Source organism: Enterobacter sp. R-25 (assembly GCF_049913205.1).
In the GTDB taxonomy this organism is placed as follows: domain Bacteria; phylum Pseudomonadota; class Gammaproteobacteria; order Enterobacterales; family Enterobacteriaceae; genus Enterobacter; species Enterobacter ludwigii.
The window spans coordinates 662,423-686,150 of record NZ_CP183982.1; the positions used below are offsets into that span (position 1 = coordinate 662,423).

General features: G+C 55.3%; 22 protein-coding genes and 1 pseudogene. 16 read left to right on the forward strand and 7 right to left on the reverse strand.

Annotated features, from left to right (window positions below):
- The first annotated feature begins 103 nt into the window (after window positions 1–103).
- Window positions 104–1,426 carry an MFS transporter gene (locus ACN9MQ_RS03180; protein WP_063925667.1) on the forward strand — a complete coding sequence of 441 codons (1,323 nt, stop codon included), beginning with the start codon at window positions 104–106 and terminating at the stop codon, window positions 1,424–1,426.
- On the opposite strand, the gene satP is transcribed toward ACN9MQ_RS03180, so the two are convergent.
- On the reverse strand, window positions 1,403–1,969 hold the full coding sequence (gene satP, locus ACN9MQ_RS03185; protein ID WP_049023055.1) for an acetate uptake transporter: 567 nt from the start codon (window positions 1,967–1,969) through the stop codon (window positions 1,403–1,405). The two genes, ACN9MQ_RS03180 and satP, sit on opposite strands and share 24 nt — an antisense overlap.
- Before the next feature lie 297 nt (window positions 1,970–2,266).
- On the opposite strand from satP, the gene dnaK reads away from it, so the two are divergent.
- The 4 genes from dnaK (at window position 2,267) to nhaR (ending at window position 7,728) form a co-directional block, all read left to right on the forward strand.
- Entirely contained in the window at window positions 2,267–4,180 is a 1,914-nt protein-coding gene (gene dnaK / locus ACN9MQ_RS03190) for a molecular chaperone DnaK (protein ID WP_014168568.1), read from the forward strand.
- Between the two features lie 87 nt (window positions 4,181–4,267).
- Window positions 4,268–5,413, forward strand: a complete 1,146-nt coding sequence (gene dnaJ, locus ACN9MQ_RS03195; protein ID WP_020882543.1) for a molecular chaperone DnaJ — start codon at window positions 4,268–4,270, stop codon at window positions 5,411–5,413.
- A gap of 182 nt (window positions 5,414–5,595) precedes the next feature.
- Window positions 5,596–6,771, forward strand: a complete 1,176-nt coding sequence (gene nhaA / locus ACN9MQ_RS03200) for a Na+/H+ antiporter NhaA (protein ID WP_014168571.1) — start codon at window positions 5,596–5,598, stop codon at window positions 6,769–6,771.
- 57 nt (window positions 6,772–6,828) lie between these two features.
- Window positions 6,829–7,728, forward strand: coding sequence for a transcriptional activator NhaR (gene nhaR, locus ACN9MQ_RS03205; RefSeq protein ID WP_270292799.1), 900 nt, complete (start codon window positions 6,829–6,831; stop codon window positions 7,726–7,728).
- Window positions 7,729–7,787: 59 nt separating this feature from the next.
- Here nhaR and rpsT read toward each other — a convergent pair whose 3' ends face one another.
- Window positions 7,788–8,051 carry a 30S ribosomal protein S20 gene (gene rpsT, locus ACN9MQ_RS03210; protein ID WP_008502037.1) on the reverse strand — a complete coding sequence of 88 codons (264 nt, stop codon included), beginning with the start codon at window positions 8,049–8,051 and terminating at the stop codon, window positions 7,788–7,790.
- A gap of 102 nt (window positions 8,052–8,153) precedes the next feature.
- Between rpsT and ACN9MQ_RS03215 the strand changes: the two are divergent.
- From ACN9MQ_RS03215 to ACN9MQ_RS03250, 8 genes and pseudogenes are all read left to right on the forward strand, one after another.
- Window positions 8,154–8,372 (forward strand): annotated as a pseudogene (locus ACN9MQ_RS03215) (DUF2575 domain-containing protein).
- Window positions 8,373–8,379: 7 nt separating this feature from the next.
- Window positions 8,380–9,318, forward strand: coding sequence for a bifunctional riboflavin kinase/FAD synthetase (gene ribF / locus ACN9MQ_RS03220; RefSeq protein ID WP_014168574.1), 939 nt, complete (start codon window positions 8,380–8,382; stop codon window positions 9,316–9,318).
- A gap of 34 nt (window positions 9,319–9,352) precedes the next feature.
- Entirely contained in the window at window positions 9,353–12,169 is a 2,817-nt protein-coding gene (gene ileS, locus ACN9MQ_RS03225; protein WP_426021235.1) for an isoleucine--tRNA ligase, read from the forward strand.
- Window positions 12,169–12,669, forward strand: coding sequence for a signal peptidase II (gene lspA / locus ACN9MQ_RS03230; protein ID WP_020882545.1), 501 nt, complete (start codon window positions 12,169–12,171; stop codon window positions 12,667–12,669). Before ileS ends, lspA begins: the two co-directional genes overlap by 1 nt.
- Window positions 12,670–12,761: 92 nt before the next feature.
- The gene (gene fkpB, locus ACN9MQ_RS03235; protein ID WP_020882546.1) at window positions 12,762–13,211 is read left to right on the forward strand and encodes an FKBP-type peptidyl-prolyl cis-trans isomerase; all 450 of its coding nucleotides are present in this window, start codon (window positions 12,762–12,764) and stop codon (window positions 13,209–13,211) included.
- A 1-nt stretch (window position 13,212) separates the two neighbouring features.
- Window positions 13,213–14,163, forward strand: coding sequence for a 4-hydroxy-3-methylbut-2-enyl diphosphate reductase (gene ispH, locus ACN9MQ_RS03240; protein ID WP_251884378.1), 951 nt, complete (start codon window positions 13,213–13,215; stop codon window positions 14,161–14,163).
- 158 nt (window positions 14,164–14,321) lie between these two features.
- Complete coding sequence (locus tag ACN9MQ_RS03245; protein ID WP_032681684.1) at window positions 14,322–14,876, forward strand: glucose-6-phosphate isomerase family protein; 555 nt, start codon at window positions 14,322–14,324, stop codon at window positions 14,874–14,876.
- Window positions 14,869–15,639 (forward strand): glucose-6-phosphate isomerase family protein, encoded by a 771-nt coding sequence (locus ACN9MQ_RS03250; protein ID WP_020882549.1) that lies wholly within the window; start codon window positions 14,869–14,871, stop codon window positions 15,637–15,639. The genes ACN9MQ_RS03245 and ACN9MQ_RS03250 overlap by 8 nt, the downstream gene beginning before the upstream one ends.
- 27 nt (window positions 15,640–15,666) lie before the next feature.
- Here the strand turns inward: ACN9MQ_RS03250 and ACN9MQ_RS03255 are convergent, their stop codons facing one another.
- Genes ACN9MQ_RS03255 through ACN9MQ_RS03275 form a run of 5 tightly spaced genes read right to left on the reverse strand, consistent with a single transcriptional unit; the run spans window position 15,667 to window position 19,970 of the window.
- Entirely contained in the window at window positions 15,667–16,485 is an 819-nt protein-coding gene (locus ACN9MQ_RS03255) for a PTS system mannose/fructose/sorbose family transporter subunit IID (RefSeq protein WP_426021234.1), read from the reverse strand.
- On the reverse strand, window positions 16,485–17,282 hold the full coding sequence (locus ACN9MQ_RS03260) for a PTS mannose/fructose/sorbose/N-acetylgalactosamine transporter subunit IIC (RefSeq protein WP_086533234.1): 798 nt from the start codon (window positions 17,280–17,282) through the stop codon (window positions 16,485–16,487). Before ACN9MQ_RS03260 ends, ACN9MQ_RS03255 begins: the two co-directional genes overlap by 1 nt.
- A gap of 10 nt (window positions 17,283–17,292) precedes the next feature.
- Window positions 17,293–17,787: a PTS system mannose/fructose/N-acetylgalactosamine-transporter subunit IIB gene (locus ACN9MQ_RS03265; protein WP_148576538.1), complete on the reverse strand. Its 495-nt coding sequence runs from the start codon at window positions 17,785–17,787 to the stop codon at window positions 17,293–17,295.
- Window positions 17,788–17,796: 9 nt separating this feature from the next.
- On the reverse strand, window positions 17,797–18,225 hold the full coding sequence (locus ACN9MQ_RS03270) for a PTS sugar transporter subunit IIA (RefSeq protein ID WP_025205457.1): 429 nt from the start codon (window positions 18,223–18,225) through the stop codon (window positions 17,797–17,799).
- A gap of 2 nt (window positions 18,226–18,227) precedes the next feature.
- Window positions 18,228–19,970 carry a class I mannose-6-phosphate isomerase gene (locus ACN9MQ_RS03275; RefSeq protein WP_251884375.1) on the reverse strand — a complete coding sequence of 581 codons (1,743 nt, stop codon included), beginning with the start codon at window positions 19,968–19,970 and terminating at the stop codon, window positions 18,228–18,230.
- A gap of 188 nt (window positions 19,971–20,158) precedes the next feature.
- Here ACN9MQ_RS03275 and ACN9MQ_RS03280 point away from each other — a divergent pair, with 188 nt between their 5' ends.
- From ACN9MQ_RS03280 to carA, 3 genes are all read left to right on the forward strand, one after another.
- The gene (locus tag ACN9MQ_RS03280; RefSeq protein WP_270292801.1) at window positions 20,159–21,166 is read left to right on the forward strand and encodes a LacI family DNA-binding transcriptional regulator; all 1,008 of its coding nucleotides are present in this window, start codon (window positions 20,159–20,161) and stop codon (window positions 21,164–21,166) included.
- Between the two features lie 133 nt (window positions 21,167–21,299).
- Window positions 21,300–22,121 (forward strand): 4-hydroxy-tetrahydrodipicolinate reductase, encoded by an 822-nt coding sequence (gene dapB, locus ACN9MQ_RS03285; RefSeq protein WP_251884373.1) that lies wholly within the window; start codon window positions 21,300–21,302, stop codon window positions 22,119–22,121.
- 454 nt (window positions 22,122–22,575) lie between these two features.
- Complete coding sequence (carA, locus tag ACN9MQ_RS03290; protein WP_020882556.1) at window positions 22,576–23,724, forward strand: glutamine-hydrolyzing carbamoyl-phosphate synthase small subunit; 1,149 nt, start codon at window positions 22,576–22,578, stop codon at window positions 23,722–23,724.
- Window positions 23,725–23,728 lie beyond the last annotated feature (4 nt).

Below are 23,728 nucleotides of genomic sequence, written 5' to 3' on the forward strand. Positions count from 1 at the left end.
TTAGCTGAAGCGACGGTAGCGTGGTAAGGGTTTTACGGTATAGTAATTTTTTCTTTACGTTTGCTGTAAAAATAAATCCACAACACAAGCCAAATGGTTCGCTATGTCACATAACACCCGACCTCTGAATCGACAGGACTATAAAACCCTCACGCTCGCGGCCTTAGGCGGTGCGCTGGAGTTTTACGACTTTATCATCTTCGTCTTCTTCGCCGCCGTGGTGGGGGAGCTTTTCTTCCCGGCAGATATCCCGGAGTGGTTGCGCCAGGTGCAAACCTTCGGCATTTTTGCCGCCGGGTATCTGGCGCGACCGCTGGGTGGCATTGTGATGGCCCACTTTGGTGACCTGGTCGGGCGTAAGAAGATGTTCACGCTCAGCATTTTACTGATGGCCGTGCCGACGCTGGCCATTGGTCTGCTGCCCACTTACGCCTCAATGGGCATTGTTGCTCCGCTGCTGCTGTTGCTAATGCGCATTCTTCAGGGGGCGGCAATTGGCGGCGAAGTGCCGGGGGCCTGGGTGTTTGTGGCGGAGCATGTGCCGGCGCGCCGCATCGGCATCGCCTGTGGAACCTTAACGGCGGGGCTGACTGTCGGTATCCTCCTCGGTTCAGTGGTGGCCACTATCGTGAATACCAGCATGACGCAACAAGCGGTTCACGACTGGGGATGGCGCGTACCGTTCCTGCTCGGCGGGGCGTTTGGCCTGGTGGCGATGTATCTTCGCCGCTGGCTGCAGGAGACACCCATTTTCCTTGAGATGCAGCAGCGCAAGGCGCTGGCACAGGAGTTGCCGGTAAAAGCCGTGGTGGTGCGCCACCGGAGCGCGGTTGTGGTGTCGATGCTGCTCACCTGGCTGCTGTCGGCGGGCATCGTGGTCGTTATCTTAATGTCTCCGGTATGGCTGCAAAAGCAGTACGGTTTTGCGCCGGCGGTAACGTTGCAGGCAAACAGTATCGCCACCATTATGCTCTGCTTTGGCTGTCTGGCCGCGGGGCTGGCCGTTGACCGTATCGGTGCCGGCCTGACTTTCATCATCGGCAGTCTGCTGCTGGCTTCGTCGAGCTGGGCGTTTTACCACCTGGCAGGCAGCCATCCTGAACAGCTGTTCCTGCTCTACGGTACGGTCGGGCTGTGCGTGGGGGTTGTCGGTGCAGTGCCGTATGTGATGGTGCGAGCTTTTCCGCCAGAGGTCCGCTTCACCGGGATCTCTTTCTCCTATAACGTCTCTTACGCCATCTTTGGCGGGCTGACGCCGATTGCGGTCACGGTGTTGATGGGAGTATCCCCGATGGCACCCGCCTGGTATGTGCTCGCGCTGTCGGTGATGGGGCTGGCGTTAGGCATTTGGCTTCGGCAGAAACAGGGATGTCGTGCCCGCGAGGCGGACACGACAGATGGATCAGTGTTTTTCACCAATCGGTAGAATGGTGCGGTCAAACTGCTCGTTCAGCACTTCACCCATTGCCAGGTAGATAGCGCTTGCGCCGCACACCAGACCAATCCAGCCGGCAATATGCACGATGCTTTCGTTATCCACGAGGTGGCCGATCGCCAGCAGGGCGAACAGCACGGTCAGGCTCAGGAAAACAAACTGCAGTGCGCGGTTGCCTTTCAGGGTGCCGAAGAACATAAACAGCGTGAAGATGCCCCACAGACCGAGGTAAACGCCCAGGAAATGTGCGTTTGCCGCGTCTGCCAGGCCCATTTTAGGCATCAGCAGGATCGCGACCAGGGTCAGCCAGAAAGAACCATAAGAGGTAAATGCGGTTAAGCCGAAGGTGTTGCCTTTCTTATATTCCAGCAGGCCCGCGAAGATTTGCGCGATACCGCCGTAAAAAATGCCCATCGCCAGGATAATGCCATCCATCGGGAACATCCCGATGTTGTGCAGGTTCAGCAGGATAGTGGTCATGCCAAAACCCATCAGGCCCAGCGGAGCCGGATTAGCCAACTTAGTGTTGCCCATAAGTCCTCAAAAAAATCATCATTAATATGGTGAAATGGTTAAACCCGCGTCAGTTCTCCCTGACGGGGCGCGGCATCATAATGGGCGCAATCAATGCCGTCTATGATCTCATCAGGGTGAAATTAAAAATTTTTTTTACCGTTCCCCCTTGATGGACGCTGGCGCGACCCCATCTTGTAGTCAACCGCAGTGTGTGGACCTGAAAAAAATCAATTGTGGGCAGTTGAAAAAGCACGTTCTGCCCTTATTACAGGTACACAACCACATGTTGACTGAATTTTAAGTGGAGACGTTTAGATGGGTAAAATTATTGGTATCGACCTGGGTACTACCAACTCTTGTGTAGCGATTATGGATGGCACTACCGCACGCGTGCTGGAGAACGCCGAGGGCGATCGCACCACGCCTTCTATCATTGCTTATACCCAGGATGGTGAAACTCTGGTTGGTCAGCCGGCTAAACGTCAGGCAGTGACAAACCCGCAAAATACCCTGTTTGCGATTAAACGCCTGATTGGCCGCCGCTTCCAGGACGAAGAAGTTCAGCGTGACGTTTCTATCATGCCTTACAAAATCATCGCAGCAGATAACGGCGATGCATGGCTTGATGTGAAAGGCACCAAAACGGCACCACCGCAGATCTCTGCTGAAGTGCTGAAAAAAATGAAGAAAACCGCAGAAGATTACCTGGGTGAACCGGTAACTGAAGCTGTTATCACCGTTCCTGCTTACTTCAACGATGCTCAGCGTCAGGCAACGAAAGATGCTGGCCGTATCGCAGGTCTGGAAGTAAAACGTATCATCAACGAACCAACCGCAGCGGCACTGGCTTACGGTCTGGATAAAGAAGTTGGCAACCGTACTATCGCGGTTTACGACCTGGGTGGTGGTACTTTCGATATCTCTATTATCGAAATCGACGAAGTTGATGGCGAAAAAACCTTCGAAGTTCTGGCAACCAACGGTGATACCCACCTGGGTGGTGAAGACTTCGATACCCGTCTGATCAACTACCTCGTTGACGAGTTTAAGAAAGATCAGGGCATTGACCTGCGTAACGACCCGCTGGCAATGCAGCGCCTGAAAGAAGCCGCTGAGAAAGCGAAGATCGAACTGTCTTCCGCTCAGCAGACCGACGTGAACCTGCCGTATATCACTGCAGACGCGACCGGTCCTAAACACATGAACATTAAAGTGACCCGTGCGAAACTGGAAAGCCTGGTAGAAGACCTGGTGAACCGTTCCATCGAGCCACTGAAAGTCGCTCTGCAGGATGCTGGCCTGTCCGTGTCTGATATCAACGACGTTATCCTCGTCGGTGGCCAGACCCGTATGCCAATGGTTCAGAAGAAAGTGGCTGAATTCTTTGGTAAAGAGCCACGTAAAGACGTTAACCCGGACGAAGCAGTGGCTATCGGTGCTGCCGTTCAGGGTGGTGTGTTGACGGGTGATGTGAAAGACGTTCTGCTGCTGGACGTTACCCCGCTGTCTCTGGGTATCGAAACCATGGGCGGTGTGATGACGGCGCTTATCACCAAAAACACCACTATCCCTACTAAGCACAGCCAGGTGTTCTCTACTGCTGAAGACAACCAGTCTGCAGTAACCATCCATGTGCTGCAGGGTGAGCGTAAGCGTGCGGCGGATAACAAGTCACTGGGTCAGTTCAACCTGGATGGCATCAACCCGGCGCCACGCGGTATGCCGCAGATCGAAGTAACCTTCGATATTGATGCTGACGGTATCCTGCACGTTTCCGCGAAAGACAAAAACAGCGGTAAAGAGCAGAAGATCACCATTAAGGCCTCTTCCGGTCTGAACGAAGAAGAGATCCAGAAAATGGTTCGTGAAGCAGAAGCGAACGCGGAATCTGACCGTAAGTTCGAAGAGCTGGTTCAGACCCGCAACCAGGGCGACCATCTGCTGCACAGCACCCGTAAGCAGGTTGAAGAAGCCGGCGATAAACTGCCAGCTGAAGACAAAACGGCTATCGAAGCTGCACTGAGCGCGCTGGAAACGTCTCTGAAAGGCGAAGATAAAGCGGATATCGAAGCGAAGATGCAGGAGCTGGCTCAGGCTTCTCAGAAGCTGATGGAAATCGCTCAGCAGCAGCACGCCCAACAGCAGGCTGGCGCTGACGCTTCTCAGAACAACGCGAAAGACGACGACGTTGTCGACGCTGAGTTCGAAGAAGTGAAAGACAAAAAATAATCGCCCTGATGCAGGGTAATTAATCGGCACGGGCGTAGGAGAACTCTCCACGCCCGTGCTCGCATGTTAAGGGGCTTAAAAAAACCAATGGCAAAGCAAGACTATTACGAGATTTTAGGCGTTCCGAAAACTGCGGAAGAGCGTGAAATCAAAAAGGCGTATAAGCGCCTGGCCATGAAATTCCACCCGGATCGCAACCAGGGTGACAAAGAGGCTGAAGCCAAATTTAAAGAGATCAAAGAAGCCTACGAAGTCCTGACCGATGCACAGAAACGTGCGGCCTATGACCAGTACGGTCATGCAGCCTTCGAACAAGGCGGTATGGGCGGCGGTGGATTCGGTGGCGGCGGCTTTGGCGGTGGCGCTGACTTCAGCGATATCTTTGGCGATGTTTTCGGCGACATTTTTGGCGGCGGTCGTGGCCGTCAGCGCGCGGCGCGCGGCGCCGACCTGCGCTACAACATGGATCTGACGCTGGAAGAGGCCGTACGTGGCGTCACCAAAGAGATCCGTATTCCGACGCTGGAAGAGTGTGACGTTTGCCACGGCAGCGGCGCGAAAGCAGGCACCCAGCCGCAAACCTGTCCAACCTGTCACGGTTCCGGTCAGGTGCAGATGCGTCAGGGCTTCTTCGCCGTGCAGCAGGCGTGTCCGCACTGTCATGGTCGCGGTACGCTGATTAAAGACCCCTGCACAAAATGCCACGGTCATGGTCGCGTTGAGAAAACCAAGACGCTGTCCGTTAAAATCCCGGCAGGCGTGGACACGGGCGACCGTATCCGTCTGGCAGGTGAAGGTGAGGCCGGCGAGCACGGTGCACCGGCAGGCGATCTGTACGTTCAGGTTCAGGTCAAGCAGCACGCCATCTTTGAGCGTGAAGGCAACAACCTGTACTGTGAAGTGCCCATCAACTTCGCCATGGCGGCACTCGGTGGCGAAATTGAAGTGCCAACGCTTGATGGTCGCGTCAATCTGAAGGTTCCAGGCGAAACCCAGACCGGCAAGCTGTTCCGCATGCGTGGTAAAGGTGTTAAATCCGTTCGCGGTGGTGCGCAGGGCGACCTGCTGTGCCGCGTGGTGGTTGAAACCCCGGTTGGCCTGAACGACAAGCAGAAACAGCTGCTGAAAGAGCTGCAGGAAAGTTTTGGCGGCCCGACGGGTGAGAAAAACAGCCCGCGCTCCAAAAGCTTCTTCGATGGCGTCAAAAAATTCTTCGACGATTTGACCCGCTGATCCGTTAGCTGGTGTTCATCTCAAAAAGCCCGGAAGCGATTCCGGGCTTTTTCTTTTTGTAGCTGTCCTCATGGCTATCATTCGGTAAAACTGAATATATACTCAACATTAATCTGCTTTTGCCGAGCTGTTTGGCCTGGTATTATGGTTTTACCGAAGTATTGCTGTAAGAGAGAGCCTACGTGAAATTAATACACCGTTTTTTTAGCAGTGAAGCATCAGGCGGCATCATCCTGATTATTGCCGCTGCGGCCGCGATGGCGCTGGCCAATATGGGTTTCACACGCGACTTTTACCACGCGTTTCTGGAAACTCCCGTCGAGCTGAAAGTCGGGGCGCTGGAAATTAATAAGAACATGCTGCTGTGGATCAACGATGCACTGATGGCCGTGTTTTTCCTGCTGGTAGGACTGGAGGTTAAGCGTGAGCTGGTCCTGGGTTCGCTTGCCAGCCGTCAGCGTGCCGCGTTCCCGGTGATTGCCGCATTCGGGGGGATGGTCATTCCGGCGTTGCTCTTCCTGGCGTTCACCTGGCAGGATCCGGTATCGCGTCACGGCTGGGCCATTCCGGCGGCAACGGATATCGCGTTTGCCCTGGGTGTGCTGGCCTTGCTGGGAAGCCGCGTGCCGGTGGCACTGAAAATCTTCCTGATGGCGCTGGCGATCATTGATGACCTGGGCGCGATTGTCATTATTGCGCTGTTCTACACCAGCGACCTGTCGATCCTGTCGTTGAGCGTTGCCGCAGGAGCGATTGCGGTACTGGCGCTGTTGAACATTTGCAACGTGCGCCGCATCGGGATCTACGTGCTGGTGGGGATGGTGCTGTGGACCGCGGTACTGAAATCAGGCGTGCACGCTACGCTCGCCGGGGTCATCGTCGGCTTCTTCGTTCCGCTTAAGCCGCAGGAGGGGAAATCGCCTGCCAAACAGCTGGAGCATGTACTGCACCCGTGGGTCGCCTTTATGATCCTGCCGCTGTTTGCTTTCGCTAATGCAGGCGTTTCGCTGGAAGGGGTAACCCTTGAGGGACTGACCTCAATGTTGCCGCTGGGCATTATTGCCGGACTGTTTATTGGTAAGCCGCTGGGTATTAGCCTGTTCTGCTGGCTGGCGCTGAAGCTGAAGCTGGCGTCACTGCCGCACGGTACCACGTTTAAGCAGATCATGGCGGTGGGCGTGCTGTGCGGCATTGGGTTTACCATGTCGATCTTTATCTCAACGCTGGCTTTTGGTGCCCATGCGCCTGAGCTTATCGTCTGGGCGAAGCTGGGTATCCTTATCGGATCGTTACTGGCCGCAGTCACTGGCTATACCTTATTGAAGGTCAAACTGTCCGGACCGGTCGTTCAGGCATAACAGGAAACCGGGAGAAGAACACCTTCTCCCGCTACACGATCAGGGAGCGAAGACACGATGTCTCATTTGAATTACAACCACCTTTACTACTTCTGGCACGTCTATAAGCAGGGCTCGGTCGTGGGGGCGGCAGAGGCGCTCTACCTGACGCCGCAGACCATCACCGGGCAAATCAAGGCGCTGGAAGAGCGGCTGCAGGGCAAGCTCTTTAAGCGCAAGGGCCGTGGGATTGAGCCAAGTGAGCTGGGCGAACTGGTTTTCCGCTATGCGGATAAGATGTTTACCTTAAGCCAGGAGATGCTGGATATCATTAACTACCGCAAAGAGTCAAACCTGCTCTTTGACGTCGGCGTGGCGGATGCGTTGTCAAAACGGCTGGTCAGCGGCGTGCTGGATGCGGCGGTGGTCGAAGATGAGCAAATCCATCTGCGCTGTTTTGAGTCCACGCACGAGATGCTGCTGGAGCAGCTGAGCCAGCATAAGCTGGATATGATTATCTCGGACTGCCCGATCGACTCTACGCAGCAGGAAGGGCTGTTCTCGGTGAAGATTGGCGAATGCGGGGTCAGCTTCTGGTGCATTAACCCGCCGCCGGAAAAACCGTTTCCTGCCTGTCTGGAAGAGCGTCGTTTGCTGGTGCCAGGCCGGCGCTCCATGCTTGGGCGCAAACTGCTGAACTGGTTTAACTCTCAGGGACTGAAGGTGGAGATCCTCGGCGAGTTTGACGATGCTGCGCTAATGAAAGCCTTTGGTGAGGCGCATAACGCCATCTTTGTTGCACCGACGCTGTACGTGCACGATCTCTATTCAGATAACAAGATTACGGAGATTGGCCGGGTCGATAACGTGATGGAGGAGTATCACGCGATATTTGCAGAAAGGATGATTCAACACCCAGCGGTACAGCGCATCTGTAACCGCGACTACTCGGCGCTGTTTACGCCACCGGCAATCTGAAGATATAAAAAAACCCGCGTTAAGCGGGTTCTTTTAAAACAAGCAACAACAAGTGGCGATTAAGCCAGTTTGTTGATCTGCGCGGTCAGGTTTGCTTTATGACGCGCTGCTTTGTTTTTGTGGATCAGACCTTTAGCAGCCTGACGATCCACGATTGGTTGCATTTCATTAAATGCGTTCTGCGCAGCAGCTTTGTCGCCAGCTTCGATAGCTGCGTATACTTTCTTGATGAAAGTACGCATCATAGAGCGACGGCTTGCATTGTGCTTACGAGCCTTTTCAGACTGGATAGCACGTTTCTTAGCTGATTTGATATTAGCCAAGGTCCAACTCCCAAATATGATCTATGTGGACAATTCAAAGGCCGAGGAATATGCCCTCTATACCTTCTTTTGTCAATGGATTTGTGCAAATAAGCGCCGTTGATTGGCGACGCTACGTTACGTAGTGATGGCGCAGGATTCTACCAGCTTGTCGCTCGTGAATACAGCTTTTCGGCACAAAAAACGCAGTTCACGGGCAGATTTTTTTGCTGTGAAAGGTCAGCCTGATGAAATCATTACGGCTTTCTGTTTTGCGCGAACAATCGCCGGTTAACCTTAACCGCTGTACAAGGTATACTTTGGCGATTTTCACTGTTTTGAGCCAGACATGAAGCTGATACGCGGCATACATAATCTCAGCAGAGCACCGCACGGGTGCGTGCTGACCATTGGTAATTTCGACGGCGTGCATCGTGGTCATCAGGCGCTGCTGCAGGGATTGCGTAAAGAAGGGGAGGCGCGTGGCCTGCCCGTTGTAGTGATGATTTTTGAGCCGCAGCCGCTGGAGCTGTTTGCCGGCGATAAATCACCGGCTCGCCTCACTCGCCTGCGCGAGAAGTTGCGCTACCTGGCAGAGTCCGGGGTGGACTACGTATTGTGCGTGCGTTTCGATCGCCGCTTTGCCGCGCTCACAGCACAAAATTTCGTCAGTGACCTGCTGGTCAGGCGCCTTGGCGTGCAGTTTCTGGCCGTGGGTGATGATTTCCGCTTTGGCGCTGGTCGTCAGGGCGATTTCTTGCTATTACAGAAGGCTGGCCTCGAGTACGGCTTTGATGTCACCAGCGCAATGACCTTTTGCGAAGGTGGCGTCCGGGTTAGCAGCACTGCGGTGCGTCAGGCGCTGGCCAACGATGAACTGGATACGGCGGAAACGCTGCTGGGACATCCGTTTAGCATTTCAGGCCGTGTGGTCCATGGCGATGCGCTGGGCCGCACCATAGGTTTCCCGACGGCGAATATACCGCTACGTCGTCAGGTCTCCCCGGTTAAAGGGGTATATGCGGTGGAAGTGGCTGGTCTGGGCGATAAACCGTATTTCGGTGTCGCCAATATTGGCACACGTCCTACAGTCGCCGGTGTCCGTCAACAATTAGAAGTGCACCTGCTGGACGTTGTAATGGACCTTTATGGTCGCCATATAGATGTGATACTGCGTAAAAAAATACGCAATGAGCAGCGATTTGCTTCGCTGGATGAACTAAAGGCGCAAATCGCGCGAGATGAATTAACGGCCCGCGAGTTTTTTGGGCGAGTAAACCCGGCTTAAATGCCTACGTGAAAAATACGGAACCGAGAATCTGATGAGTGACTATAAATCAACCCTGAATTTGCCGGAAACAGGGTTCCCGATGCGCGGCGATCTCGCCAAGCGCGAACCGGGAATGCTGGCGCGTTGGACCGATGATGACCTGTACGGCATCATCCGTGCAGCCAAAAAAGGCAAAAAAACCTTCATTCTGCATGATGGCCCTCCATATGCGAATGGCAGCATTCATATTGGTCACTCTGTAAACAAGATTCTGAAAGACATTATCGTGAAGTCCAAAGGCCTCGCGGGATATGACTCGCCTTACGTTCCGGGCTGGGACTGCCATGGTCTGCCAATCGAACTGAAAGTTGAGCAAGAGTTTGGTAAGCCGGGTGAGAAGTTCACCGCGGCAGAATTCCGCGCAAAATGTCGCGAATACGCGGCCACGCAGGTTGACGGTCAGCGCCAGGACTTTATCCGCCTGGGCGTGCTGGGTGACTGGTCACGTCCGTACCTGACCATGGACTTCAAAACCGAAGCCAACATCATCCGTGCGCTGGGTAAAATCATCGGTAACGGCCATCTGCACAAGGGCGCGAAGCCGGTGCACTGGTGCGTGGACTGCCGTTCTGCGCTGGCAGAAGCGGAAGTGGAGTATTACGACAAAACCTCTCCGTCTATCGACGTGGCCTTCCACGCGGTCGATCAGGAGGCGGTGAAAGCCAAATTTGGCGTGACCTCTGTCAATGGCCCCATCTCGCTGGTTATCTGGACCACCACCCCGTGGACGCTGCCAGCAAACCGCGCGATCTCCCTGTCCGGTGAGTTCGAGTACGCGCTGGTGCAGGTTGACGGTCAGGCGCTGATCCTGGCGAAAGATCTGGTCGAAAGCGTGCTGAAACGCGCGAACATCGCCGACTATACCGTGCTGGGCACCGTGAAAGGTGACGCGCTGGAGCTGATGCGCTTCAAACACCCGTTCCTGGACTTCGATGTGCCGGCGATCCTGGGCGATCACGTGACGCTGGATGCGGGTACCGGTGCGGTACATACCGCCGGTGGCCACGGTCCTGACGACTACAACATCAGCCTGAAATACGGTCTGGAAATCGCGAACCCGGTGGGTCCTGACGGTTCTTACCTGCCAGGCACCTACCCGGCGCTGGACGGTATCAACGTCTTCAAAGCGAACGACATCATCGTTGACATGCTGCGCACCAGCGGCGCGCTGCTGCACGTTGAGAAAATGCAGCACAGCTATCCGTGCTGCTGGCGTCACAAATCACCGATCATCTTCCGTGCGACCCCACAGTGGTTCATCAGCATGGATCAGAAAGGCCTGCGCGAGCAGTCCCTGAAAGAGATCAAAGGCGTGCAGTGGATCCCGGACTGGGGTCAGGCGCGTATCGAATCCATGGTCGCTAACCGTCCTGACTGGTGTATCTCCCGTCAGCGTACCTGGGGCGTACCAATGTCTCTGTTCGTGCACAAAGAGACACAGGAACTGCACCCGAACACTCTGGCACTGATGGAAGAAGTCGCGAAGCGTGTAGAAGTTGACGGCATTCAGGCATGGTGGGATCTTGATTCCCGCGACATCCTGGGCGCTGATGCAGACAACTACGAGAAAGTGCCTGATACCCTGGACGTGTGGTTTGACTCCGGTTCAACGCACGCGTCTGTTGTTGACGTGCGTCCGGAATTTGCCGGCCACGCGGCAGATATGTATCTGGAAGGTTCTGACCAACACCGCGGCTGGTTCATGTCATCGCTGATGATTTCCACCGCCATGAAAGGTAAAGCACCGTATCGCCAGGTGCTGACCCACGGTTTCACCGTGGATGGTCAGGGTCGTAAGATGTCTAAATCGATCGGTAACACCGTCTCTCCGCAGGACGTGATGAACAAACTGGGCGCGGACATTCTGCGTCTGTGGGTTGCTTCTACCGACTATACCGGCGAAATGGCGGTGTCGGACGAGATCCTGAAACGTGCTGCCGACAGCTATCGTCGTATCCGTAACACCGCGCGCTTCCTGCTGGCGAACCTGAACGGGTTCGATCCGCTAAAAGATATGGTGAAACCGGAAGAGATGGTGGTGCTGGATCGCTGGGCAGTAGGCTGCGCGAAAGCGGCACAGGAAGATATCCTGAAGGCTTACGAATCTTACGATTTCCACGAAGTGGTGCAGCGCCTGATGCGCTTCTGCTCCATCGAGATGGGCTCGTTCTACCTCGACATCATCAAAGACCGCCAGTACACCGCGAAAGCGGACAGCGTGGCGCGTCGTAGCTGCCAGACTGCGCTGTTCCACATCGCAGAAGCGCTGGTTCGCTGGATGGCACCGATCATGTCCTTCACCGCAGATGAAATCTGGGGTTACCTGCCAGGCGACCGTGAGAAGTATGTCTTCACCGGCGAGTGGTATGAAGGTCTGTTCGATCTCTCCAGCACCGAAGCGATGAACGATGCCTTCTGGGACGAGCTGCTGAAAGTGCGTGGCGAAGTGAACAAGGTTATCGAGCAGGCGCGTGCTGACAAGAAAGTCGGCGGCTCGCTGGAAGCGGCAGTTACCCTGTACGCCGAGCCAGAGCTGGCGGCGAAACTGACGGCGCTGGGCGATGAATTACGATTTGTCCTGTTGACCTCCGGTGCGAAAGTTGCGGATTATGCCCAGGCGTCTGCTGATGCACAGCAGAGCGAACTGCTCAAAGGACTGAAAGTCGCACTGAGCAAAGCCGAAGGTGATAAATGCCCGCGTTGCTGGCATTACACCACTGATGTCGGCCAGGTGGCGGAACACGCAGATATCTGCGGACGCTGTGTCAGCAACGTCGCCGGTGACGGCGAGAAACGTAAGTTTGCCTGATGAGTAAAACTCTCTGTTCAACAGGACTGCGCTGGCTGTGGCTGGTGGTGGTAGTGCTGATTATCGATCTGGGCAGCAAGTTCCTGATCCTCCAGAATTTTGCTCTGGGGGAGACGGTGTCGCTGTTCCCATCGCTTAACCTGCATTACGCACGTAACTACGGTGCGGCGTTTAGTTTCCTTGCTGACAGCGGTGGCTGGCAGCGCTGGTTCTTTGCAGGTATCGCTATCGGTATCTGTGTGGTGCTATCGCTGCTGATGTACCGTTCGAAGGCAACACAAAAGCTAAATAACATCGCCTATGCGCTGATTATCGGTGGCGCGCTGGGCAACCTGTTTGATCGCCTGTGGCACGGCTTTGTGGTCGATATGATCGACTTCTATGTCGGCGACTGGCACTTCGCGACCTTTAACCTCGCCGACAGCGCAATTTGCATCGGCGCGGCGTTAATCGTGCTGGAAGGCTTCTTGCCGAACGCGGCCGCGAAGAAACAGGCTTAAATGTAAATGCCGGGTGGCGCATGCGCCCCCGGCCTACAGAATGTCTGGCCTGCCGTCTCTTACCGGTGGGTCAAAACAAGCGAGCAATTTGCATGTCTAAATCCGTACAGAGCAACAGCGCGGTTCTCGTTCATTTCACGCTGAAACTGGATGATGGCTCCACGGCTGAATCCACCCGCAATAACGGCAAACCCGCCCTGTTTCGTCTCGGCGACACCTCCCTGTCTGAAGGTCTTGAGCAACAGCTGCTTGGCCTGAAAGAAGGCGAGAAAAAGGCATTTTCGCTGGAGCCGGATGCCGCGTTTGGCGTGCCAAGCCCGGACCTTGTTCAGTACTTCTCGCGCCGCGAGTTTATGGATGCAGGTGAGCCGGAAATCGGGGCGATCATGCTCTTTACCGCTATGGATGGCAGCGAAATGCCTGGCGTGATCCGCGAAATCAATGGTGACTCCATCACCGTTGACTTCAACCATCCGCTTGCCGGGCGCACCGTCCATTTTGATATTGAAGTGCTGGAGATCGATCCGGTACTGGAGGCCTGAAATGCAGATCCTGTTGGCTAACCCGCGCGGCTTTTGCGCCGGTGTAGACCGCGCTATCAGCATTGTTGAAAACGCGCTCGAGATTTACGGCGCGCCGATTTATGTGCGTCACGAAGTGGTGCATAACCGTTATGTCGTCGACAGCCTGCGCGAGCGTGGCGCGATCTTCATTGAGCAGATCAGCGAAGTGCCTGACGGCGCGATCCTGATTTTCTCCGCGCACGGGGTTTCTCAGGCGGTGCGTAACGAAGCGAAAAGCCGCGATCTGACCGTGTTCGACGCCACCTGCCCATTAGTGACCAAAGTGCATATGGAAGTGGCGCGCGCCAGCCGTCGTGGTGAAGAGTCGATCCTGATTGGCCATGCCGGCCACCCGGAAGTCGAAGGTACCATGGGCCAGTACAGCAACCCGGAAGGGGGGATGTACCTGGTGGAGTCGCCGGAAGATGTGTTTACGCTGAACGTCAAAAATGAAACGCGTCTCTCGTTTATGACCCAGACGACGCTCTCCGTTGACGATACGTCGGACGTGATTGACGCCCTGCGCCAGCGCTTCCCGAAAATCGTCGGCCCGCGTAAGGACGACATTTGCTACGCCACCACCAATCGCCAGGAAGCGGTGCGTGCTCTGGCTGAACAGGCGGACGTGGTGCTGGTTGTCGGTTCGAAAAATTCCTCTAACTCCAACCGTCTGGCTGAACTTGCGCAGCGAATGGGGAAAGCGGCCTATCTGATTGATGATTCCAGCGATATCCAGGAAGTGTGGGTGAAAAACGTGGCCTGTGTCGGGGTAACCGCAGGCGCCTCGGCTCCGGATATCCTGGTGCAGAACGTGATTTCCCGTCTGCAGGAACTGGGCGGCGGCGAAGCGGTCCCGCTGGAAGGACGCGAAGAGAATATTGTTTTCGAGGTCCCGAAAGAGCTGCGTATCGACGCACGCGAAGTCGAGTAAGTTTCCTCGCGCATGACCCGAATGCCGGCCACGTCAGTGGCCGGCATTTTTATTGCTGATTAACTGTGATTCACCTGACACATTGCGCCTTTGATGCGCAGGTTAATCGTTTAAATTGTTATGCTGGGCGGGTTGTTCTCCTCGGGCCGGAGAAGACGATGACTTCAGATATTATCCTGCCGCCTCTGGTGGCCTGGGCCAGTGGTACACTTGCCCGCGGCGCACTTATTCTCAAATCCACACGCCTTGCCGATCTCAATGGTTTGTTTGCCGATCGAGACGCCTGGGCACAATGCGATCCGCATCAGACGGTGTATGACGTCGAAATGCTGGAATCGCCTGCACAGGAAGGGGCGTTGTTTGTCGGCGTTACCCATTTACATGCAGGTAAAATTGGCCGGGAATTTTTTATGACCCGCGGCCATTTTCATCAACGTCGTGAACAGGGCGAAGTCTATTTTGGACTGCGGGGAAGTGGCCTGCTTTTACTCCAGACGACATCCGGCGAAACCCGTCTGGAGTGCGTGATGCCGGGATCCGTCCATATTATTGCGCCTTTTACCGCCCACCGTTTAATCAATACCGGTGAGACCACGCTCTCTTCACTTGCGGTCTGGCCCGCCGTCGCCGGACACGACTATGCCGCGTTACCCCACGGTTTTGCCGTGCGGGTATTGGCCACTGACGGTGGCTGGGAGGTTCAGAATGGATAACTTTGGGCTCGACATGACCATCACCCGGCACCCGCTGGGGTTCAGCTACGGTGAGGACGTCACTGGCCCGATGCCAGAGATCCGTAAGCTTGATGAGATCCGCGCGTCGTTACGGGACCCTGACTGCTCAGGGCCGGAAGACGTTTATGCTATTGCGATGGATGTCGCCCGTCTGGCAGACCGGCAGGAGCTGAAAAAACGCATGCTGCTGTTTGGGGTCGTGACCTACGCGACGGGAACGCTGGGTGAAGAGCCGATCCGCAGCCAGGGGCATGTTCACCGTAAAAGCCGTCACAGCGGCTGGTCTCCGCCCGAGCTGTATGAAATCTGGCAGGGGCGCGCCATTATCTATATGCAGGAGTATGTTGCGGACGATCCCGGGCGCTGTTTCGCCGTACTGGCCGGGCCGGGCGAAAAGGTGCTGGTTCCGCCTGGCTGGGGGCATGCCACTATCTCTGCCTCGCCGGATGAACCGCTGACCTTCGGTGCGTGGTGCGACAGGGAATATGGTTTTGAATATGATGCCGTGCGGGCGCGTAAAGGACTGGCCTGGTATCCGCTGCTGCAGGGGAGTCATATCATCTGGCAGCACAACACGCATTATCTGCCGGGGCGGCTACAGATGATCACACCGCGTCGCTACAGCGAATTCGGCCTGACGGATGAGCCTGTCTATACGCAATTTATTGCCGATCCTGCTCGCTTTCAGTTTATCTCTCGCCCGGATAAAGTGGCCGAGCTGTGGCATAACTTCCACCCTTAAAAAAACCGGGGCATTGCCCCGGCTGTCTTATCCAGCAAACAGACCTGACGTGACGCCCAGCGCCGCCAGCGCAAGCAGCACAATCATGGCCCTGACCGGGGAGATGCCACGTTTTGCCATCAGATACCAGGTGCCCAGAACCACCAGAAGCGGTAATAGCTGCGGGAAGATACCGTCAAGCATCTGCTGAACATGGATGTTAACCCCGTCACGGGTGATAAATTCCAGTCCGGTGCCCAGCTTAACGTAGCTTGCCGCCACGCCGCCCATCACAAATACACCCAGCAGAGACAAAGCTTCGCGCAATCGCGTTGACTTGCTGCTCACCAGCATCTCGACCGATCCTGAGCCCATCTGGTAGCCTTTCAGAAACAGAAACCAGGATCCCGGGATAATGATGGCCAGCCAGGCGACGGTGTAGAACAACGGGCCAAGAACATTTCCTCCGGCGGCAAGCGCCATACCGATGCTCAGTAAAATGGGGATCAGCATGCCGGGGATCATTGAGTCACCAATCCCCGCGATTGGTCCCATCAGCCCCACTTTCAGGGTATTGATCGTTTCGCCATCAATGGGCTCGCCGTTGGCTTTTTTCTCTTCCAGCCCAAGCGCCATACCGTTTACGATGGCACCGATCTGCGGCTCCGTGTTGTAAAACGAGGCGTGTCTGCGCAGCATCTCGGTGCGCTGGGCGGCATCCGGGTAGAGTTTTTTGGCGACCGGTAACATGCTCAGACAGAAGCCGAACGATTCCAGACGCTCGAAGCTCATCGAAGAGAGGTTATGCATCATCCACGCTCGCCAGCAGCGGCGCAGATCTTTTCGGGTCAGTTTACGGTCTTCCATCAGAATTCATCCTCATCGTCGGCGGGCCTACCCGGCGTGACAGCCTGCGGCGCTTCCGGCTTGTAGTTGTAATGAATTAACGCCAGCAGGGCGCCCACAATCACCAGCGCCACCATGTTGAGCTTCAGGAACACAATGCATATGAAGCCCACCAGGAAGTAGATCAGCATGCTGTAGCTTTTGATGATCTGCTTAAGCAGGATGGCGATCCCAACGGCCGGTAAGATGCCCCCCAGCACGTTCATGGTCGAAAGCACGATGCCGGGCAGACTGTCCATAAACCCGCTGATGTACTGCGCGCCAAAATAGACGGCGATAAACGTCGGCACAAAGCGCAGAACAAAGTTCATCACCTGCGGCCAGACCGCGCTGTTAAGATAAATTCCGCGCTCATCCCCGCGCTCAAGCGCCACGTCGGCGCGGTGGTTCCAGAACGAGTTCAATACCATCATGGCGTTAAACAGGATCGTTCCGGCAATGCCAATGGTCGCCGCCAGCGCCACGGCCACCTCTGGCCCTTTGCCCGACAGAATCCCCAGCGCGATAGCGGGATAAGCGACAAAATTGAGGTCGGCAGGCATTGAACCGCCGGGGGTGACCATCGCGATATAAACGGCCTGCACCGCCACACCAATCATGATCCCGGTTTTAACGTCGCCCAGAATCAGGCCCACCAGCATCCCCGAAACCAGCGGGCGGGAGATGAGATACCAGCCACCCGTCAGGCCAAACAGCCAGGGACTACTGAGTGCACCGAGATAGCAAAGCAGACCGATGAGAGAAGCTTCGAAAATCATCATGCACTCCTTATTTCAGTTTTTGCCGGGCGTCCTGCCAGCTGTAAAAACTGGCATCGGGCACCAGACGAAACTCAATGGCATGCCCCTGTTCAGTCAGCCAGTCAAAGGCTGCTGTCTCCTCTGGCGTTACGGACTGATTAGGGCCAATGGTGGTGGTGTTGGCGCGGGCACTCATTGGCCCGACGTTAATTTTGCCATTGCCGTTCTTCAGGCTTATGCCTGCCTGTTCAAGGCGTTGCAGGGTGACAGGTGATTTGCCAATCACGAAGTAGCGCTTATCGCTGGCAATCACTTTCGGCAGCTTTTCGATGGCGGTCAGGGTATCGAACAGCCACACTCTGGTATCTGACACCGCGCCTTTCATTACCGACGAGAGCAGCGGATCGGCCGCGACGGCATCGTCAATTGCCACGATGCCATCACAGGGCAGCTCTTTGGCCCAGCGTGTGACGAGCTGCCCGTGGATCACCCGGTCGTCAATACGTACAAACGAAATGCTCATATAAGCTCCTTAGAAATCGTCGTTCTGGGCGGATTCCACCCGTTTTGCCTGAACCAGGGTGGGCTGCGTTAATTCGATGAGCTGCGCGGCGGCGGCATGGACATCCCGGGCCATCAGGATGTCGTCGGTGAGCAAGAGCATGGGGAAGTTGACTCCCGCCACCACGGCGACCGGTGGATGCGTCTGGGGATTAAACGCGTATTCGCAGGCCACATTCCAGGGCGTTCCGCTCTGCATATCGCACAGGACGACGATGCCGTCTGCGCCCGCACCTGCGCGGTGGTATGCCGCAGCGAAATCACGGCGAAACCCCGCTATGCCAGCCTGTGCGTTCAGACATACCGCCTGTCGATGAGGAAGATCGCCATACACCATTTTTCCGCTTTCCAGCAGGGCGGTGGCCAGCGGGCCGTGTGTCGCCACAATAATGTGAATCATGGTTAACCTCTTACCCAGGCTTTAATGGTGGCAATGGATTTACCGCAGCTCGGCCCTGACGGAGAAATACGGTATTCGCCTGCGTCAGCAGGGACGATAAACGTTTCTGCGTAGTGCACGACGAAGGGGGCGAATGCGCCGTCGGGGCTGTCTACCGTCGCCTCTTCACCTTCAACAAGATTAAGGACATTCACGCCTCCGCGGGGGGAGTGCGTCACCGGTTCACTGAACCAGTGGCGACGCGTTTCGATGAATTCACGTTCGTGAAGCCCGGTCCGCTCTTCGCGCCAGCCGGTGCCTTCGCCGAGGGGTTCACACTGATTTACAAGATGCTGTTCGACCCACTGCGTATCGCGTTGCCAGTCGATCACCTTTTCGCCATGCGCCAGATGAACCGGGCGGGGCTGCCCATCCATCCCCAGCCGTCCCCAGTCCCAGAGCTTGAAGGTGAAAATGTAAGGCGTGGCGCTGATCTCAAGTACCACGGTTCCTGCTCCAGAACAGTGAACCGTACCGGCGGGGATCAAAAAATGATCGTGCTTGTTCGCCGCAAGATGATTGACGAAGCGGGCGTCGTCGAACGGCTTTTCACCGCGGCTGGCCCGTCTGAGGTCGTCCATCATCGCTTCGGGCCGGGTACCCGTTCGGGTCCCCAGATACACCTGAGCCCCTGGCTCTGCCTCAAGGATGTAATAGCTCTCATCCTGGGTGTAATGCATACCAAAATGCTGCTGTATGTACTCCGTGGTCGGATGCACCTGAAAACTCAGGTTCTGCCCGCCGAAGGTATCAAGCAGGTCAAAGCGGATGGGAAATTCCGCGCCAAAACGGGCATGCACTTTTTCACCCAGCAGCGCCCGGGGGTGCAGCAGCACCAAATCCTGAGAGGGGATCTCGATCCGCACCGCGCCGTAACGAAGCAACAGGCTGTTTTCCTCGGGCACGCAGTCAAAACACCATGCGTAGTTAGGCGCAGAGGGATCGAGATCGAATTTCTGTTTCATCCATTGTCCGCCCCAGACGCCGGGGTCGAAAAAGGGCACTACACGAAAAGGACGTTGAGTGGTGTGTTGCAACCCGGCGCGCAGTGCATCGCCGCCGACCATCGCCGGATCATCCGCCTGGGTGGTATCCAGGAGATAATCAGTACGCCGTAGCAGCGGGGTTTTGTGACGATCGAATACGCGCCACTCAATGAAAAAGGCGCGTTTGTAGCGACGCAGAATATCCTCGTGTTGGTTCGCTGCGCCCCAGTTAGCCAGTTCACCGCTGCGCATGCGCTGCTGGATCTCCCAGCGCGGTAAATCGGCGTAGACCAGAATATCGCCTGCATTAACCAGCGCGGCACCCGGCCCGTAAATAACGATTATCCCTTCGCGGCACAGTTCGACCTGCGCCTGCAACGCCTCGCGTTTCACCGGGTCGATGAATTCCTCGAGCTGGTGGCAGGAGAGCACGCCGAAGACGCGGTCGTCAGTGAGATGTCGGGCCAGCAACCCGCTTAAAGCATGTTCGTCGAGACGCATCTGTTCGGCATTGAGCGTCAGCGTGGCCCCCAATGCTGGCAGCAGTTTTGTCTCCAGTTCCTCCAGCCTGACGCCGGGGTAGCAGTCAATGACCAGCACGGTGCGTGTATATTGACCCGCTCTGCGGGTAAGCTCGCGCACAATCGCGTCCCAGCCCTGCCAGGCACAATCGTCATACCCCTCTACTGCGACTTCCGGGAATTTATCGTAAGTTGCCATCTTTTCTCTCCGTCTTCGTTGCTTAAGGTTATTCGATTAACCTTGTTTGGGAAGGGTGATTAACGCGATTAACCCGCCAGTTCTGGCGATAAGTGGCGAAAAGGCGGCCATTATGTGAAGAGGCTCACGCGCAAAAGTGCAAAATTTAGGTTATTCGATTAATCTGATGTGAACGACAAGGAGCGATCATGACGGGTATCACGCTGGCTGATGTGGCAAAACGCGCCGGGGTTTCAACCGCCACCGTATCAATGGTGCTGTGTAATAAAGGGCGGATCTCGCAACGGACCCGGGAGCGCGTACTTCAGGCGCTGGATGAATCGGGCTATGTTTACAATCAGACGGCAGCCAACCTGCGAAACCGCAGCAGTAATCAGGTGGGGCTCCTGTTGCATGACATCACGAACCCTTTTTATGGCGAAATGACGGCAGGTCTAAGCCATGAGATGGAACGCCACGACCTTCTGCTGTTTCTGGCAAACAGCGAAGAGTCGTCCGAGCGACAGCAAAAGTTTGTGGATTCGCTGATGCGTAACAACGTCTGTGGCATGGTGCTGTGTGCCGCGCGAGAAACTCCGCAGGCCTTTTTCGATGGTCTTAAGCGACGCAATATTCCGGCAATTATGGTCGTGCGACCGCTAAACGATCCGGACTTTGATTTTGTGGGAACCGATAACTTCCTTGGCACGCAAATGGCGACAGAGCATCTTCTGAGGATGGGGCATCGTCAGATTGCCTTTATCGGCGGTAGCCTGAATTCGGGGTCTCGCGCTCAGCGTATCGGCGGATTTACCAGTAAATTACTGGAGTATGGTGTAACGCCGAATCCCGAATGGATCGTCACCTCACAGGCAAGCCAGAGTGATGGCGCGCGCGTGGTGGAAGCGTTGTTGATGAACCATCCGCAGATTACCGCGGCAGTGTGTTATCAGGACATTGTTGCCCTTGGCGTTATGCAGTGTTTACGCAAAATGGGGCGCGAGCCGGGACGCCATTTTGCCCTGGTGGGCTTTGACGATATTACCGAGGCCGGGCTGGTACAGCCTGCACTGACTACCGTCTCCGTTGCCGCGAAGGAGATAGGGCGTAAGGCCGGCGAGTTGCTTTTCAGCCGGATACAGGGGAACCGGGAGCCGGCGAAACGCATTATTTTACCGCCCGCGCTGGTGGTCCGCGAATCGTGCGGTTTTCGCTGAAGATTATGCCTTTTGCTGATATTTCTTCCTGTTTATCATTAAATTCTAATTATCGTCGTTTTCAGTTGGCAGCATCTGCAAAGGCTGGTTAATCTGAAAACGGTTTACATCATTTTAACGTAAGAGAATAACTATGCATGATGCACAGATCCGTGTCGCCATTGCGGGCGCGGGTGGACGTATGGGTCGCCAGCTGATTCAGGCGGCACTACAGATGGATGGCGTGGCACTGGGCGCGGCGCTGGAGCGTGACGGCTCATCGTTGCTTGGCGCTGACGCGGGTGAGCTGGCGGGCGCGGGTAAGACAGGCGTTACCGTGCAGAGCAGCCTGGAGGCGGTAAAAAATGACTTTGATGTGTTCATCGATTTTACCCGTCCGGAAGGCACGCTCACGCATCTGGCATTTTGCCGTCAGCACGGTAAAGGAATGGTGATCGGCACCACCGGTTTTGATGATGCCGGGAAGCAGGCTATTCAGGATGCCTCACACGAGATTGCGATTGTCTTCGCCGCAAACTTTAGCGTGGGGGTGAACGTCATGCTGAAGCTGCTGGAGAAGGCAGCGAAGGTCATGGGCAGTTATACCGACATTGAGATTGTTGAAGCGCACCATCGTTATAAAGTCGACGCGCCATCCGGTACGGCGCTGGCGATGGGGGAAGCGATTGCTCATGCACTGGATAAAGATTTGAAAGACTGCGCGGTCTACACCCGTGAAGGGCACACCGGTGAACGTGTTCCCGGCACGATTGGTTTTGCTACCGTCCGCGCGGGCGATATCGTCGGCGAACATACGGCGATGTTCGCCGATATTGGGGAACGCGTCGAGATTACGCATAAGGCATCCAGCCGGATGACGTTTGCAAATGGCGCTGTACGCTCCGCCTTGTGGTTAAAAGACAAGAAAGAGGGTCTTTTTGATATGCGAGATGTGCTTGATCTCAACAATTTGTAACCGTTATTACCCATCGTGATGTGGTTATTGCAGTCGTAATGCTTTGATTGCATAGGGCAATATTTTATTGCCCTTTTATTTTATGTCTTTCATCATGATTTCCTGAATTTACACGCTAAAGTTCATCTCTTCTTCGTGTTTTGTGTTATCTGAATGTAAATTTTGACCGTCTGGTCCACTTTTTGATGCCACGAAGCAGTCTTTCCCATTAAACTTGCCGCGCAAGCGTTTCCCGCAGTGATTTACCTGATCTTTTTGCCGCTTAAGCTCTCCTGGCTCTCTCAGGCTCGCAAAAGAATATGACAAATCTCCGTTTTAAGTTGACTTTTAGCCACCAAATCCCCAGAATGCCGCCGTTTGCCAAAAATCCGCTGGCAACACATTTGCATTGATTCATGACGCAGTTATGAATTAATATGCAAATAAAGTGAGTGAATATTCTCTGGAGGGTGTTTTGATTAAGTCAGCGCTATTGGTTCTGGAAGACGGAACCCAGTTTATCGGTCGGGCCATAGGGGCAACGGGTTCGGCGGTTGGGGAAGTCGTTTTCAATACTTCAATGACCGGTTATCAAGAAATCCTCACTGATCCTTCCTATTCTCGCCAAATCGTTACTCTTACTTATCCTCATATCGGCAATGTCGGCACCAATGCTGCTGATGAAGAATCCTCTCAGGTACATGCGCAAGGCCTGGTCATTCGCGACCTGCCGCTGATTGCCAGCAACTACCGCAACACCGAGGACCTCTCTTCCTACCTGAAGCGCCATAACATCGTGGCGATTGCTGATATCGATACCCGTAAGCTGACGCGTCTGCTGCGCGAGAAGGGTGCACAAAACGGTTGTATCATCGCAGGAGATAACCTCGATGCAGCCCTGGCGCTGGAAAAAGCGAAAGCTTTCCCGGGTCTGAACGGCATGGACCTGGCGAAAGAAGTGACCACAGCAGAAGCCTATAGCTGGACGCAGGGAAGCTGGACGCTGGCGGGAGATCTGCCGGAAGCGAAAAAAGAGAGCGACCTGCCATTCCACGTGGTGGCGTACGATTTTGGTGCCAAGCGCAACATCCTGCGTATGCTGGTCGACCGCGGCTGCCGCCTGACGGTCGTCCCGGCGAAAACCTCTGCTGAAGAGGTACTGAAGATGAATCCGGACGGTATCTTCCTGTCCAACGGTCCTGGCGACCCGGCACCGTGCGATTACGCTATCGACGCCATCAAATCCTTCCTGGAAACCGATATCCCGGTATTTGGCATCTGTCTGGGTCATCAGCTGCTGGCGCTGGCGAGCGGTGCTAACACAGTGAAGATGAAGTTCGGTCACCACGGTGGGAACCACCCGGTGAAAGATATTGATAACAACACGGTAATGATTACGGCACAGAACCACGGCTTCGCAGTGGATGAGGCGTCAATGCCTGCTAACCTGCGCGTGACCCACAAGTCTCTGTTCGATGGCACCCTGCAGGGGATTCATCGTACCGATAAGCCAGCGTTCAGCTTCCAGGGCCACCCTGAAGCCAGCCCGGGCCCGCACGATGCCGCGCCGCTGTTCGATCACTTCATCGAACTTATTGAGCAATACCGTAAGACCGCTAAATAATCAG